This window comes from Secundilactobacillus pentosiphilus, from assembly GCF_002217985.1.
Taxonomy (GTDB): Bacteria; Bacillota; Bacilli; order Lactobacillales; family Lactobacillaceae; genus Secundilactobacillus; species Secundilactobacillus pentosiphilus.
Genome location: NZ_BCMI01000019.1, coordinates 32,739 through 50,850, shown reverse-complemented (window position 1 = coordinate 50,850; position 18,112 = coordinate 32,739). Strand labels below are relative to the sequence as shown.

The following is an 18,112-nucleotide window of genomic DNA, read 5'->3' as shown; positions in this document are numbered from 1 at the left end:
AGTTGCCTAGAAGAATAAAACTATTTAGTTCCAACTTTTTGGGTACACGTCAATCTGCCACTATTCAACAAAATGCTACTTCAGCACCGCCGGCAGCACCAGCACGAACAGCGCCACCGTCACGAACGTCTCCAGCGCCTGCTGCAGGGTGGTCTTCGTAGGCTTCAGCGCCGCCTGGCGGATCGCCCGGTAGTCCTGCTGGTAGCGCGCATCCTGCTGGGCGGACACGAACGCGTCGAGCTTGCGGGCGAGTTGGCGCCGGTTACGCCACTTGAGGACGTAGGTTAAACTGATGCCGGCTACCAGCAGCGGTCCCAGCAGCGCGAAGTCGTCGCGAATGGGCCGGCTCACGTGAATCAGCCAGCTCTGGGTGGCGGCCATGGCGATTGCCGTGACTAGGTACAGCAGCCACTCCACGACCCGCAAATGCTGATAACGGCGGTAGGGGCTGCTCAGCGTCGCGATGAGGGCGGTGAGACTGGAAAACGCGGTTTGAACCGGGAACACGGTTTGGTTTGTCATGGTAAGGGGACCTTTCACTTGATTGGGGGGAACCGCGCTCAAGGTTGCTCACACGCGCAGCCGGGGCAGGGTCCCTGCGTTAAATTAACGTCAAAACTTGCTTCACGTCCCATTATAGTCCTCGGTACCCGCTATCAGCCAAATCAGCCGTCCCCGCGCGCCACCGAAATGATCAGGGCAAACAAAAAAGCCCCAGCGAGACCTATGCAAGGAAGTGGCGCTGGGGTATGTTAATTAGCAATGCGGTGGCAACAGCTGCCACCGTGAAGCCGACTGGACTCGGCTGTAGTCTTTCGACTACGCAGGCAGTATAGCACCAAGCCAGACATTTCCCAACTTAGGCGACTCGCAATTTGCAATCTTCAAAAAAGTCCCATCACACCGAATACGCCCCAGCGGAAAACGGCCAGGGCGTAAACGGCAGCGGGGCGGTAACCACTCCGTCCCGCCTAAATATAGCGATCTGTAGTCTCTCAACTACGCGGCCATTATAGCACCTTCCTGCAGGCGGCTATACTGAGACGACTCGCGGCCCGATTCCGGCGCACCCGCCGACCGCCATCACCCGACCAGCCAACACACGCATTAACCCCTGATCACCGCGAAAGTTTCCCAAAATTTTTAAAAATGGGACAGATTGTGAAAAATATTGGGAGATGTGCCCAGTTTCACAAGACCAGCGATCAAGCTTGAGGGTTCAAGCTATAACTAACCGAACCAACCCCGGCCAGCGTCCATACAACCGGGCAATATTGGGATAACGGCCACCACTGACCCCAACCGCTCCCATCCAAGCTATAAATCCTCGCCACCAACCGGATTCATCCCGGCTAATACCACAACCACCGACCAGCAGGACCCGCCGACCACCCGCCGAAACTTAGGGCTTCCATTTTTGGTCTATGCCAGTTATAATACTCCCGCACCACAAAATCACACGTTAAGGAGTTTTGAATTTGACCTACTATATCGATCTAACCCCCAGCAGTCGCGCCCGCATCGAACGACAAGGCTACCTGGAACCGCTGAAACTGCAGCTGGATGAGGTAGAGACCGCTAGTGAGGATTGGAACTACTTACCCGACTGGGACCGGGTCATCGCGTTGATCAACCGGGGCGACACGCAGAGCCACTATAACACCATCGTCTTGTACCAAGATCAGCGCATGATCAAGGTGCGGACCACCACTAACCGGATGATCAAGCGCCTGCGCAAGCACTTCGCCTTGGACTACCACAACGACGTGCGCCTGACCATCGCCAAAGCCATGCGGATCAGCCGCATCGTGCCCTATGTCTGCCGGGACTTCTGGCTGATGCCCATGGGACCGATCATTTCCAAATCCCGGTCCTGGTACCGCTGGCAATACCAGAGTGATTACTGGGACTACTCCGAACGGGGCAACCGGGTGGTCATCGACGAGCACATGGTCTTGCAGTGGCCGCTGAGCAAGGAAGCCATCGAACGGCGCAAGAGCAAGTGTAAAGAAATCGCCAGTTACCTCAAGCAGCAAGCCGAAGCCGTCAGCCCCAGCGCGGAAATTAGTGAACTGGGGCACCGCCACACGGTGGAGGACTTGGACAAACTGATCGCCAAGGTCGAGCGTGCCAAACGGGCCATGATCCTAGAAAAGGTCGGCTTCCTGGAATTCTCCGACCAGGTCGACCGGGAGCTGAACCAGAACAAGTACTGGCAGATTCCTGACACCGAATTCTAATGAAGCCTGCACCCATAACTTTTAAATGCAAGTAAATGACTGGGGCAGGGGGTAAATCCCCTGATAAATCAACTATCTGTGTCCGGTGACTAACCTCATACGTATAAACGGGGAGAAGTCTGAAAGTCTCCCAAAATTTTACAAAATTACAAAAAAAAGACACACAGCTTTTTACCCGTATATTTATTAAGATTTGGTTAAGACAAAATGTAGTGCATAACTTTTTAGGGTACACCCATAAACATACAAAAAACTTCCTTGCAAATTGTTCAGTAAACTAGCAGTTTCGCTCGCAAATTCTTCCTCCTCCAAGATAGAATTTCTAGTTCGCTAAACTCATAACGAAATATATCACCGGATAGGCGAAAGTACAACCGGGTCAAAGTGAAGCTATCTTACATATCATGAATAATTATTGAATATCCTGAATAAATCAAATAAATTATATTACCATAAATAATACAAAATTAACAATGTGAATTACAATGTAAACTATATTTATAATTTTCCAAATTTAAATTAGTTTGTAAGCTCATTTTTGATTCGCTGAATCAGCGTCATACTTCTCCCAGTCATCTGCTGAATCTTCCGTAATGGCGTGCCGATTTTCAATAGCCGCTTAATTTCAAAATACTGTTTCCTCCTATCTAGATTAGAGACATCTGGCCCATAAAGAATAGGGCGCCCTTGATAGACGCCCCGTTGTTTAGCCAGTACGATGCCTTGACGCTGGCGTTCGAGGATCTTTTTACGTTCCTCAGCTGCCAAATATTTTTGCAGTTCCATGGTGATTGAACTCAGTAAGTTGCGGGTGTTTTCATCATCAACCTCTTCGTAAGAAGGCATATCTAGAAAGTCGATATGCGCACCCTTACTCCTGACTTCAATAATGACATTGGTCACGTCATTCACATCGCGACCTAGCCGATCCAGACTGATGACTTTGATCTCGTCGTCTGGTTCCAAGATAGCTAAGAGCTGTTTTAAGACTGGCCGGGATAAATTGGCGCCCGAAGCCTTTTCTTTGAATATCCGATCAACGCCTAACTCAGATAATGTTTGGATCTGCCGAGCAAGGTTTTGATCTTTACTGCTGACACGTGCATAACCATAAATCATGAAAACCCTCCTATAAAAAATGGACTGAGACAATCGCCTCAGTCCAAATTTTATACTTTTTCGGGTGTACCCTAAAAAGTACATCGGAAAATTTACGAGGGGGGAAATTTCATTGGAAAAGTATAAGTTCAATAGGGATAAACTCCAACGTGATTCTGCCGATAGAAAAGTACGTTACAAACTCTATAAGGCTGGAACACGTTGGTTAGTTGCTGGAATGGCAACGCTGACATTTGGTATCTCAGCGTTCGCTTTACCAACACAAGCCAAAGCGGATACAGCATCCACTGACGGCAGTGACTCTACAAATTCAAGTACGACGAATCAGGCGGCGACCGCGCCTAAACAGGTTACGTTGCGCAACACAAGTACTGCAACTAGTGCGCCAGCTGTTGCAACCCAGGATCAACAGGGAACAGTCACACAGAGTGCTGCAGCTGACAGTGCAGCTCCGGCTTCAACAACGCAAGGTACAGCAACTCCTACTACTGATAGCAAGACGACCGCACCAACCGCAACCGATACTAAGGCCGCTGCTGAAACCGCCACTAAGACGGACGCGGCACCGACTACTAACGCAACTTCTACAACAGAAGATAAGACAACAAACAACAGTACTGATGCAAATAACAACAGTACTGCTACTGCCAAAGCTGTCACTACTGATGATGTCAATCAGGTTGATTTAGGCGATGCAAGTTCAGCTGATATCGATAGTGCCAAGACTGCTGCAACAGATGCCTATCAAAAGACGAGGCAACCACAAGAAATTACCGCTGTGGCTGGTACCACTGATGGCACTGATACAGCTGCCCTAACCGGTAGTCTTAAAGACAGTTTGAGCGACCAGTCGATCAAACTGAGCTTAGTGGATAATATTTTGACGGTGACCAACACCGCTGAAGTATCAGCTGATGATTTAGCCAAAATTAAGGCTGCGGCGACCACTAACGGTTGGTCAGTGAACCAATTTATATCGCAGACGCAATCTAATGCTTTAGGGATGGATGACTATTATACTCAGGGTTCATCTAAGATAAGGGATACGGTTACCATTCAGCTGAAAGATGGGACCGTTGTAACAGTTCCGATTACAACTGACCCTGATGGCAGTCAAAATACAGGTCAACCTGGATGGAGCGTAACCTCGGTAGCAAATAGTGGTCAAAATATTTGGGCTGCAAATATCACAAAAGATGCGCAAGGCCATAATATTATTAATGAACCTTCTGCAGTTTATTATGAATATATAAGTGGAGACCAACTAGTAAAAGTAAAAAAATGGAATGATACAGAAAATAATCCTCCAGATCCAGCACTTGGTTACCAATTTGTTGATGGAACCGCCACAGTGGCGGATACATTTAAAAACAAAGCCTTTTCAGTTGGCATCTATGCTACTAACGCAGATGGAACTGTCTTGAATAACGAAATATTCTCGGGCATGACGCCACAAGGCACAACAGTTGGTCCAGATTATGGCGATCTTACCAAGTATAAATCACTAATTAATTCTAAAGATAGTGAAATAGTAGCTAATGGTAACGACGGACAGATCAATAATCCGGTTGTGCAAAACACAGACAATCCAGATAATCTCTATATGGTTCTTGCACCTGAGCAGTTGGCCGCACTAACTACGGTGATGAATGAAATTGTCACTGATCCAAAGAGCATGTATTACCAGAAGACGTTGGGCTTGGGTATTAGCATGCCTGATGGTTGGGGAACTGCTACTGCAACAGTGCAAGGTATTTTCCCATTACGAATGACCACTAACAATATTAAAGCAAATGGTGAAATCAAAGTTAACTATGTAGATAGCTCGACTAATGAAGTATTAGGCAGCGGTATGGCTAACTTGAATGTCCCTGTTAGTGATGGTGATACTGGGACTTATACCATTACTAATGGTGAATTGCCAACGATTCTAGATACAGATGGGACTACTAACAAATTAGATGGATATTCATTAGTAGGCGACAGTCAAGACTTTACTTACAAGGCTGTTGTGGATTCTACGACTAAGGCTACCAGCTATGTTGTTACGCCAAAAGACGCAAACAACAAGGTTGGTACTGATGCCATTAATGTGCTGGTGACTAAGGCTGCAGCGAAGACCAGTGCAACCATTACGTATACGGATGTGACGACAGGGACTGCAACGCCACTTGACGCATCGACAGCACAAAAGGTTGAAGGCAACGATGGTGAGCAGGGTAACGAAGCCTTAAAGGTTCCTACTGGTTACCTGGTCCTGCCTGCTGGACAACAAACCGATGCCAACTTTAAGACTGATATTACTGCCAATGCAGATGGTACCTTTACCTATACCGGTAAATTAGCTGCAGACGCAAACACTGATGACGTTACGGTTAACTTGATCAAGAAAGTCTCCTTTGATACGACTGATCCTCATGATGCAGACCATCAGTCACAACGGACATTTACGTTTACCGGTGACGGTTCTACTGGACTTCAATTAGATACTCAGACCCTTTACTGGGTAAAGCAAACAACCAACAATATTACGCAGGATGACCAAGGCAAGGACACTGTTACGCCAACTGACACGTGGTTAGCGTTTAATAGTGAAGATGATGCTAAGACCTATGTTTCTGATATGAACACTACTGGGACTAGCAAAATTCCACTTGCTACTAAGTACGGTGCCTCAGGGACCTTCACGATTCCAGCGGATCACAGTGCTACTGCAGAAGGTGGTACCTTAACTTCTGGTGCTGCTGGCGCATCATCTATTGGTGAGAGTGCAGTTGTGACTGAACCTAGCACAGCTAACCAAGAAGTCAAGATTACGTTAGCTAAGACGACTTCAGCCGGTGCTGAACTTCACTACATTGATGTTTCTAACACCAAGAAGACGTCCGACTTTGCGCCAAACGATGGTAATCAGATTGCTTCGGTTGTTTTGGATGGTAAGATTGGTGATCCGATTACAACTGACGGTGCCACACTGTATGACTACGCTAGTCATGGTTACGTAGCGGTAGAAAGCCCTAATTTAAGTGGTAAAACTTACAAGGATACGGACAAACAAGACTTCTACACGTATGTCCGTCAAGCCGTTACCAACTATACCCCTGGGAACCCTGGCGATACCGACCAAACCAACCACAATGCACTGACTAAAGCAGTGACTGAATATGTCACTTATGGTGATCCAGTTGGCAATGGTACTAAGGAAGAGCTGAAGGATTACGATCTCTATCGGACAGCTACCGTCACCTATCAGGAAGGCAATCCAAAACCAACAGTGACTTACGGTGCATGGACGACCAATGCTGACGGTAAGTTTACTGAAGGAACTGACACGATCAACCTCGCCAAGCTCACCACGCTTGAACAGCAAAGACAACCGGGCTACAAGCAAACCTTTGCGAACACTGCAACCGGCGCTGAGCTGACCGATGATCAGAAGGCGACCAATGCTGATATCGCTCTGACGATTGCTAAAGACGCGGACAACTCACCGATTGAGATTGATCGGGCGGTTAACTACACGGCAGAAAAAGAAACCGCTACCGTCCACTACGTTTACCAGCAAGTTGGCGGTACTGAAGTCTTACCACCTGTAACGCTGACCGGTAATGCCGGTGAAGATTACACCAGTCAGATCGTTGTGCCACCAACAACCCCTGGTGTGGCAACTGACGGTTCTACGCTTGACGATGCCAATGGTACGTTAAATACCAAGGATCTGTATTACTACGCAACTGCTGATCCTAACGGTGGTTTGTTCGATACGATGCCTGACACGGCCGGTTCGGATGCTAACTACAAGACGGATGGTCAAGATATCTGGGTCATTTACACCGCTAAGCCTGGCCTCAATATGGACGACGCAGTGGATGGTCCTGATGTAACCGTTAAGCGGACGATTCACTATGTGACGGATGATGGCACACCTAACGGCACTCCTGCTGGTCCGGATGTTGTTCAAACCTTGACGTTAGGCACGAAGATCATTAAGAACGATGATGGCAGTCAAAAGATTGTATCATACACTGTTAAGTCTTCTGATGAAGATGGTGATGGTACCGCTGATACTGACCTACACAAGATCTTTACGTCAATCAAGTCACCTACAATCGATGGTTACACAGCTGATAACGACACGGTCGATGACCAAAACGTTCCGCTAGATGTCGAAGGTAACCCTGAAGATTTGGAGACGACGGTAACTTACACGGCAAGTGCAAGTAATATTCAATCATTGACGGTTCCTGACAAAGATGATCAGGGCAATGAAACTGGCAACACGGTTTACTTCTACAAGGGTCCTAAGGTCACAGATCCTAAAGACATTCCAGCAGATGATTTGATTGGTCAAGTTGCTGTGAAGAATGGTGTTGATGGTGAGGCACCAACAATCGAACCAACTCAGATTGATAAAGGTGGCACTTACCAACTTGGTACTGTTGATAAGGACGGTACTGATAATACTACGAAAGACAATAAAGCTGCTGATGGCGGTACAAGTCTTAAGATCACCAATCCTGATGGTAGTGTCACCTATGCCTTTGTTGCTAATGGCCCTAAAGGTGATCAAGGTGAACCAGGTACTGGTGGTGGAACTGGTGAGGCACCTAAGATTACAGCTACGCCATTTGATAAAGACGGTAAGTCTGGTTACAACATCTATGTAGACTATGTGGACGAAAATTCCACCCCAATTGCTACTATCTACAATGGTACGGATGCAACGCCACCAACCATTCACTCTGTCACTGTTAACGATACTGATAAGGGTACCCACACCACTTACTTCTACACGGGTGATGTGCCAGCAACGCATGCGGATGGTACAGCGATTACGCCTGAATCTCCATTAACCTATGAAGATGTTCAAAATGCTAAGAACCCAATCATTGGGGATGTGGAGACTCATGATGGTGAAGACGGTCAGACACCGCAAGTTGAAACGGTTCCGGATCCTGATGACCCAACCAAGAACGTTTATAACTTCTATATTCCTGGCCCTAATAACTCGCACCAGTCAATCGGTACGGTGGAAGAACCAACACCGGAAGCTATCCACTCATTTACAGTCGATAAACCGGGCGATGCAACTACTGGTACACCAGGTCAGCACACGACTTACTTCTACACGGGTGATGTTCTCAAACCTGCAGAAGGTGAAGATACGCTGACGCCAGCTGATATTCCAGCAGGAGCTAAAGTAGGTGAAGTAACTGTTTCTGATGGGGTTTCACCACAGATTGAAACGATTCCGGATCCTGATGATTCAACCAAGAACGTTTACAGCTTCTATGTCACTGGACCTGATGGCCACCATCAATCAGTTGGGACGATTCCAATTCCTAAGGATGGTCAAACACCAACGATTCAGACGGCTGATAAGTATGCCAAGGATGGTACGACTGTTATTGGTAAGACGATCACTGTTAACTCATTTAAGGATGATGGGACACCAGATGTTCAAACATTCGTTGTGTTGAATCCACCGACTATCACTCACGTTGATATCAAAGATGATCCAACCAACAAGGACAAAGTTACTGGCGAAGAGATCACCATTACCAGTTATGACAATGATGGTAATCCAACGAAAGAAAACTTCACGATTAAGAATGGTACGGATGGCAGCAGCAACACTAACGGCGACCCTCATATCAAAGAAGAGGGCGGCAACTTAATCCTGTTTATCCCTGCTGGTAAAGATGCTGATGGCAACGATGTTCCTGAAAAAGACCTTGGCACAGTTCCACTACCTGGTGCCGGTGACACGATTACTGCCGAACGGGTCAAGGATACTGATAAGCCAGGTATCGGTGGTGTTAAGATCACGGTTACCCACGCTACGGGCGATCCAACCATCACTTACCTGTACGATGGTGAAAATGGGAAGAATGCCCAAACGCCAAGTGTCAAGCCTGGGACGGATGAAAAAGGTAATAAAGTTTTGACCTTCTTTATTCCAGCTGACGGCGACACACCTGAACAAGACTTAGGTGACATTCCTGCACCAAAGGATGGCGACACGATCACCACGAGTGCAATTGATGGCGATGCTGACCATCCAAACGGCGGCATTTTGATTACGATCAAACACGGTGATGGCAGCAAAGATACCACCGAGACCATTTGGAATGGTAACGACGGTGCTACACCAGTCGTTGATCCAAAGGGGACGGATAACGGTGATGGCACGACCACGTACCAGTTCACTGTTAACGGCAAACCAACTGGTTCATTCACCGTTAAGGATGGTAAAGATGGTGCTGATGGACAAGCGGTTCAAGCTAAGACTGGGACGGATATTAATGGTAACCCAGTAATCATCTTCTTTACGCCTGCTCATGATGACACACCTGAAAACGATATGGTTACGATTCCTCAACCAAAAGATGGTGACACCATCACGGCAACACCAATTGATGGCGATGCTGATCATCCAAACGGCGGTACGCTGTTGACCATCAAACATGGTGATGGCAGTGATGATACAACTCAAACCATCTGGAATGGTAACGATGGTGCCTCACCAGTCGTTGATCCAAAGGGGATTGATAACGGCGACGGCACAACCACTTACAACATGACTGTTAACGGTCAGCCAGCCGGTTCATTTACCGTCAAGAACGGTAATGATGGCGAGGATGGTACGCCACTTTCAGTTAAACCTGGTACGGATAAAGATGGGAAACCAACGTTGGTCTTCTACATTCCAGGTCCAAAGGGCGATGGCACGGATGATACTGATATCAGCACGTTGCCAGTTCCAAATATGGGTGACACGATCACCAGCGAACGGGTAACCGATACTGATAAGCCAGGTGTAAGCGGTGTTAAGATTACCGTTACCCATGCGAATGGCGATCCGGATACCATTTCCTACATCTATGACGGTGCTACACCAACTGTTACACCTTCAAAAGATGGTAAGAGTTACACGATTTCATTTGGTGGCAAGGACGTTGCTACTATCACTAATGGTAAAGATGGTATTACGCCAGTCGTTACCGTAACGCCTAACAAAGATGGCGATAAGACTATTAGCAACACGCTGACAATCTCGACTCCAGGTTCAGATCAACCAGCTCAAACTGTTACGATTACTAATGGTGCAGATGGTAAGCCTGGTTCAGTAATCACCACTAAGCCAATCATTGATCCAACGACTCAGAAACAAACTGGTGTCACTTTGGTTATCGATGGTAAAGATTCTGGTACTGTCATGAATGGTGCCCAAGGACCACAAGGTGAAGCTGGTAAGACGCCAACGATCACACCAACGACTGATGGCAGCGGTAACCCAACCGGATTCATCATTACTGGTGCCGATGGCAAGCCGGTTACCGTTACAAACGGTAAGGACGGTGCTACGCCAAACTTTGTTCAGACCGCTACTGGCTACGATATTATGCTGAATAATACCAAGGTCGGCGAAGTCACAAACGGTAAAGATGGTGCTACGCCAACGGTTACCACGATGCCTGTTTACGACAAGAATAACAACATCATCGGGACTCAAATGGTCATTAACGGCTTACCTGGCGCTAAGATTATGAACGGTTCTGACGGTATTTCACCAGTCTTCACACCAACTAAAGATGGTTACACCATTACTATTGGTGATAAGACTGTTGGAACTGTCACAAATGGTAAGGACGGTGCCACCCCTCAATTTACCGAAGTTAAGGATAACAACGGTAAGGTTACCGGCTACACCATTACGGTTGATGACAAGACTGTTGGTACCATTACCAATGGTAAAGATGGTTCAGTTGTAACGACTAAGCCAGTTAAAGATAGTGATGGCAACCAGATCGGTGTTCAGCTGTTCATCGACGGTAAAGATGGCGGCACGATTTTGAACGGTGCCAAAGGTGATAAAGGTGACCAAGGCCCTCAAGGTGATTCACCAGTCATCACACCAGACGTTGATGCCAGCGGTAACCCAACTGGGACTTACACCATTAAGATCGGTGATAAGGTTGTTGGTCAGTTACACAATGGTAAAGATGGTGCAACACCGCAATTCAACCCAGTCAAGGACAATGACGGTAACGTTACTGGCTACGACATTCTGATCAACAACACCAAGGTTGGCTCTATCACTAATGGTAAAGATGGTGCTACACCAGTCATTACCCAGACGCCGACAACGGATTCCGATGGCAAGGTTACTGGTACCACGATCACGATTACCACGCCAGGTTCTAACGAAGCTCCGCAAACCATTAACGTTACGAATGGTAAAGACGGCTCAACGCCTGTACTGACGCCTGAAAAAGACGACAATGGTAACATTATTGGTTACGCGATTACCATCAACGGCAACCCAGCCGGCGAACTCAAGAATGGTAAAGATGGTTCTGTTGTCACGACTAAGCCAGCACTCGACAAGGACGGCAACCAAATCGGTGTCACCATTGTGATTGATGGCAAAGACGGCGATACGATCTTGAATGGTAAGGATGGTGCTTCACCAGTTATCACGCCTGAAAAAGATCCTAACGGCAACCCAACTGGGATCCTCGATATCGTCATCGATGGTAAGACTGTCGGGACTTTGCACAATGGTGTAGATGGTAAGACCCCTGACTTCACGCCAGTTAAAGACAATGATGGCAATGTCATCAGCTACAACATTACCATTGACGGCAAGACGGTTGGTAGCATCAAGAACGGTGTTGATGGTTCTGATGGTAAGACACCAGTGATTACCCAGACGCCGACAACGGATACGAACGGCAAGACTATTGGCACAACCATCACCATTAGCACGCCAGGTTCTGATCAACCAGCTCAAACCATTAACGTTACTAATGGTAAAGACGGTGCTGATGCTCTGACACCACAGGTTAAAGCCGTTCCGGGCGCTGATGGCAAGACATCATACGTCTTCTACACGGTAGGCCCAGATGGTACGGAACACGATCTTGGTACCGTTGACGCACCTAAGGATGGGAAGTCAATCACCGTTACCGACACTTCGAAAGATGATAAAGGTAACACGGTTGTCACCTTCTCTGATGGTACTAAAGCAACGATCGATAAAGGTGCTGATGGTAAGGATGCTCAGACGCCGCAAGTTAAGGAAGTCACCGATGGCAACGGCAACAAGACGCTGGTCTTCTACGTTCCAGGTCCAAAGGGCGACGGTACTGACGACACGATTGTCGGCAACGTTCCAGCTCCTAAAGACGGTCACACACCGCTTGTTGAACCAATCAAGGATGATAGTGGCAAGGTCACAAACTACGAGTTCTACTACACTAACGACCAGGGTGAAAAGGTCACAACCGGAATCGTTCCGGCACCTAAGGACGGTTCTACGCCAACAGTTAAACCTTACACTGGTACTGATGGTAAGACTGGCTACACCTTCACGCTGAACGGCGTTGATTACAACGTTACTAACGGTGTTGATGGTAAAAACGGCGAAGATGGTACCGATGGTAAAGATGGTGCTGACTTAACCATTACCAACTCGACGATTGATCAAGATGGCAACACCGTGATTACCTTCTCTGATGGTAAGACGGTCAAGATTCCTGCCGGCGCTGCTGGTAAGGACGGTGCAACACCACAGGTTAAGGCTGGTACTGACAAAGATGGCAACAAGACGATTATCTTCTTTACCCCAGGTCCAAAGGGCGACGGTACTGATGATATTGTCTTGGGTGAGATTCTTGCTCCTAAAGACGGGGCTAACGGTACTGACGGTAAAGATGGTCAGACACCGCAAGTTAAACCAGTTAAGGATGCTGACGGCAATACCATTTCATACGAATTCTTCATTCCGGGTCCTGCGGGTGATGGTTCTGACGACAAGATCCTTGGCAACGTTCCGGCACCTAAGGATGGTAAAGATGGCGCTACGCCAACGGTTAAACCACACACTGGTAGTGATGGCAAGGTTGATGGCTACACCTTCACGTTGAATGGCGTTGATTACACTGTTTTGAATGGTAAAGACGGTGAAGATGGTAAAGATGGCGCTGATTTAACCGTTACCGGCTCAACCGTTGATAAGGATGGCAATACAATCGTTACCTTCTCTGATGGCAAGACAGTTTCAATTCCTGCCGGTGCTGCTGGTAAGGATGGTCAAACACCACAGGTTAAGGAAGTTGCTAACCCTGATGGGACTAAGTCACTGGTATTCTTCATTCCAGGTGCTAATGGTTCCCCTGACCAAGTTGTTGGCACGATTGCCGCGCCTAAGGATGGGACTGATGGCAAGGATGCCCAAACTCCTGAGGTTAAGGAAGTCACTAACAATGACGGTTCGAAGTCATACGAATTCTTTATCACCAACCCAGATGGCTCTGTCAAGACGGTTGGAACTGTTCCGGCACCTAAGGATGGTAAGGATGGCGCTACGCCAACGATCACACCAAACACTGATTCAGATGGCAACGTTATCGGCTACACCCTGACATTGAACGGCGTACCTTACGTCATCAAGAACGGGACCAATGGTAAAGACGGCGCGGCACTGACCGTTAAGAGTCAAATCCTTGATAAAGACGGCAACACGGTCGTTACCTTCAGCGATGGATCAACAATCACTGTTAATAAAGGTAAAGATGGTACTAACGGTACTGATGGTAAGGATGCTCAAACGCCTCAAGTTAAAGCTGTTGTAGGCGAAGACGGAACGACTTCATACGAGTTCTTCGTTGTTAACCCAGACGGTTCAACCAAGACGATTGGGACTGTCAAAGCACCTAAAGATGGTATCAACGGTACTAACGGTGTTGATGGTAAAGATGGTCAAACACCACAGGTTAAGGAAGTGACGAACCCAGATGGCTCGAAGTCGTATGAGTTCTACATCACTAACCCAGATGGTTCTACCACTGATATGGGTAACGTTCCGGCACCTAAGGATGGTAAAGATGGCGAGACTCCTACGGTTACACCGCACACTGATCCTAGCGGCAACGTTGACGGTTACACATTTACCATCGACGGTCACGATTACACCGTTAAGAATGGTGAAAACGCCAAACCATTAACGATCACCCACCAGACCACTGATAAGGATGGCAACACCGTTCTGTTCTTCAGTGATGGCTCACAAGTCACAGTCGCCAAGGGTGATAAAGGTGACAAGGGTGATAAGGGTGATCAAGGTGAAGCCGGCGAAACGCCTAATGTCAAAGCCGTAGTTGGCCAAGATGGGAAGACCTCATACGTCTTCTACACCATTGGTGACGATGGCAAGGAAGTTGACTTAGGTACTGTCGACGCACCTAAAGACGGTGTTGACGGTAAGGACGGTCAAACGCCTGAAGTCAAGGAAGTCACGAATAATGATGGTTCGAAGTCATACGTCTTCTACATCACTAATCCTGATGGTTCCGAAAAGACGGTTGGTAACGTACCTGCACCTAAAGATGGTAAAGATGGCGAGACGCCAACAGTTAAACCGCACACGGGGATTGATGGCAAGGTTGACGGCTACACCTTCACCATCGGCGGTCAAGATTACACCGTTGTGAATGGTCAAGATGGTAAAGACATCACCGTTAAGAGCACGGGTACTGATGCCAAGGGCAACATCGTGGTTACCTTCAGTGACGGTTCAAACGTCACGATTCCTAAGGGTGCCGATGGCAAGGATGGACAAACACCAGAAGTTAAGGCTGTTCCAAACGCGGATGGCTCAACTTCATACGAGTTCTTCATCACGAACCCAGACGGTTCTACCACGACTGTTGGTACGGTTCCAGCTCCTAAGGATGGTAAGGACGCTCAAACGCCATCTGTTAAGGAAGTCACTAACAATGACGGCTCGAAGTCATACGTCTTCTACATCACGAACCCAGATGGCTCCGAAAAGACTGTTGGTAACGTACCTGCTCCTAAGGACGGTAAAGATGGCGAAACACCAACTGTTACTGAAACCAAGGATCCAAGCGGCAACGTTGACGGCTACATCTTCACCATTAACGGTAAAGAATACACCGTTAAGAATGGTAAAGATGGTAAGGACGGCAAGGATGGTCAGACGCCAGAAGTTAAGACGATTACTAACTCCGACGGCTCAACTTCATACGAGTTCTACATCACCAACCCAGACGGCTCTACCAAAGATCTTGGTACAGTAAACGCACCTAAGGATGGTCAAACACCAAAGGTTAAGGAAATCACCAACAATGATGGTTCGAAGTCTTACGAGTTCTACATCACGAACCCAGATGGTTCTGAAAAGAACATGGGTACGGTGGATGCACCTAAAGACGGTGTTGATGGTAAGAGTATTACCGTTACCAGCACAACTAAGGACCCAGAAGGCAACACAGTTGTTGAATTCAGTGATGGCAACAAAGTCACGATCGACAAGGGTGCTGATGGTAAAGACGGCAAAGACGGTCAAACGCCTGATGTCAAAGCAGTCGTTGGTCAAGATGGTGTCACTCATTATGAGTTCTACATCACTAACCCAGATGGCTCAACTAAGACTGTCGGCGATGTCACTGCACCTAAGGACGGTAAAGATGGCGAAACACCACTTGTTCAGCCGGTCAAGGACGCTAACGGCAACACGGTTAAGTACGAATTCTACTACATCAACGACAAGGGTCAAAAGGTCTTGCTTGGTACGGTAGACGCACCTAAGAACGGTGTTGACGGCAAGGATGGCGAAACGCCAACGGTTGCTCCTCACTACGATGCTAACGGCGACGTAGATGGCTGGACCTTCACGTTAGATGGTCACAATTACATCGTGAAGAACGGTCAAGACGGCAAGGACGGCAAAGATGGTAAGGATCTCACCATTCAAAGTTCTGGTCTTGATAAAGATGGCAACACCGTTATCAACTTCAGTGATGGCTCACAGATTACTGTTCAAAAAGGTCAAGATGGTAAAGACGGCAAGGATGGTCAAACGCCTAACGTCAAAGCTGTTAAGAACGCTGACGGGACAACATCTTACGTATTCTACGTCACCGACGAGAGTGGCAAGGAAACCACTGTTGGTACGGTTAATGCACCTAAAGACGGTGTAGATGGTAAGACCCCTCATGTTGAACCGATCAAAGATGCTAATGGCACGACGGTTGCTTACAACTTCTACTACACTAACGCTGATGGCGACAAGGTCTCCGTTGGCCGCGTGGAAGCTCCTAAGGACGGCGCTACACCAAACATCAAACCGCACTATGACGCTGACGGTAACGTCGACGGCTGGACCATCGTATTGAACGGTACCAACTACGTCATCAAGAACGGTAAGAATGGTGCTGACGGTACCGATGGTAAGGACGGTAAAGATGGTCAGACTCCTCAGATTGATCCTTCAAAGACGATCGTTGATAAAGAAGCCGGCACGACTACCTACTACTTCACTTACCCAGACGGCAGCAACGCTGGTTCAATCGTTGTTCCAAATGGCGGCGGTACTGGTACTGATAACGGCACTGGTACAAGCACCGGCACTGGCAACGGCAGCGGTATCAACATCAACAACACCAACAACCAGAACAACGGTGGCGGTACTGATAATGGTCAAGGTACGAACGGTTCAACGACTACGAATACTACAACCACTAACAACACCACGACTGAAAAGACCATCACCACTAACCCTGATGGTTCAACCACTGAAACTGATACGACCACAACTACTGATCCAAGTGGTAACAAAGTCGTCAAGATCGTAACTATCGAAACGATTCCTAACAAGGACGGATCGACTACGACCAAGACAACGACGACTACTACGACTTATCCAGCTCCTAGTGGCGACAACGGTGGTAAGACAACTGGTGACAACAACACTGGTTCGACTACTACTCCAGCCGGTGGCGGTAACAGCAATGTCAACACCAATACCAACACGAACACCAATCCGGGTGGTAACGGCGGTACTGATACCAACACCACAACTCCAGGTGGCAATGGCGGTACCAACAATACCAACACGACTACTCCAGGTGGCAATGGCGGTACTAACAATACCAACACGACTACTCCAGGTGGCAATGGCGGTACTAACAATACCAACACGACTACTCCAGGTGGTAATGGCGGTACGAATACCAACACGACTACTCCAGGTGGCAATGGTGGTACTAATAACACCAACACGACTACTCCAGGCGGTAACGGCGGTACCAACAATACCAACACGACTACCCCAGGTGGCAACGGTGGTACGACTACTCAAACCACGACTTCTACTACTACTGGTACAGCTGTTCCAGGCGGCAATACTGGTAATGGTAACGGCACTGGTACTTCGACTGGTGTTGACGGCGGTACTGCTACGACAGCTGCTGGCAACGGCGGTCTCACGACTGATACTGGTCGGGATACTGGCTCAGCTGCTAATGGCGGCAACGGCCTGACTACCTCAGCTGCCGGTGATACTTCGAGTCAGCAATCGGCTGGTATGGTACCAACTAGCGACGCTGGTAACGGCGGTGCTGCAACGATTCAACAAGCTGTATCTGGCGCAACGGCTGCTGATTCAAGCAACGGTTTGAGCACTAGCGAAGGTAAAGCAGCTGCACAGAGCACTTTGCCGCAAACTAATGAGCGCTCAACTTCAGCTTCAGCACTCGTTATGTTAGGTGTCGGCATGACCATCATGGAAGCTACCTTAGCTTACGGCGTTACCCGTCGCAAGCGTCACGATAGCGATGATGATCACGAGTCCCTCTACTAATCATTTCACATGCCCATGACTACTAGTCGGGACTCATAGTGAGAGAGGCTGCACGTCGCAATTGTCCTGCGATGATGCAGCC

The 18,112-nt window shown here is 48.0% G+C and carries 4 protein-coding genes; 2 read left to right on the top strand and 2 right to left on the bottom strand.

Annotated features, from left to right (window positions below):
- Window positions 1-75: 75 nt before the first annotated feature.
- Window positions 76-522 carry a hypothetical protein gene (locus CES81_RS09425; RefSeq protein WP_089121547.1) on the bottom strand — a complete coding sequence of 149 codons (447 nt, stop codon included), beginning with the start codon at window positions 520-522 and terminating at the stop codon, window positions 76-78.
- Window positions 523-1,478: 956 nt separating this feature from the next.
- On the opposite strand from CES81_RS09425, the gene CES81_RS09420 reads away from it, so the two are divergent.
- Window positions 1,479-2,240 carry a hypothetical protein gene (locus CES81_RS09420; protein ID WP_089121546.1) on the top strand — a complete coding sequence of 254 codons (762 nt, stop codon included), beginning with the start codon at window positions 1,479-1,481 and terminating at the stop codon, window positions 2,238-2,240.
- Between the two features lie 519 nt (window positions 2,241-2,759).
- On the opposite strand, the gene CES81_RS09415 is transcribed toward CES81_RS09420, so the two are convergent.
- Window positions 2,760-3,359, bottom strand: coding sequence for a recombinase family protein (locus CES81_RS09415; RefSeq protein ID WP_089121545.1), 600 nt, complete (start codon window positions 3,357-3,359; stop codon window positions 2,760-2,762).
- A 112-nt stretch (window positions 3,360-3,471) separates the two neighbouring features.
- Here CES81_RS09415 and CES81_RS09410 point away from each other — a divergent pair, with 112 nt between their 5' ends.
- Window positions 3,472-18,030: a KxYKxGKxW signal peptide domain-containing protein gene (locus CES81_RS09410; RefSeq protein WP_180949775.1), complete on the top strand. Its 14,559-nt coding sequence runs from the start codon at window positions 3,472-3,474 to the stop codon at window positions 18,028-18,030.
- The last annotated feature ends 82 nt before the right edge of the window (window positions 18,031-18,112 follow it).

Bases quoted from the DNA above. Each gene is read 5' to 3' on its own strand.
- CES81_RS09425 (WP_089121547.1), bottom strand. From the start codon at position 522: ATGACAAACCAAACCGTGTTCCCGGTTCAAACCGCGTTTTCCAGTCTC.
- CES81_RS09415 (WP_089121545.1), bottom strand. From the start codon at position 3,359: ATGATTTATGGTTATGCACGTGTCAGCAGTAAAGATCAAAACCTTGCT.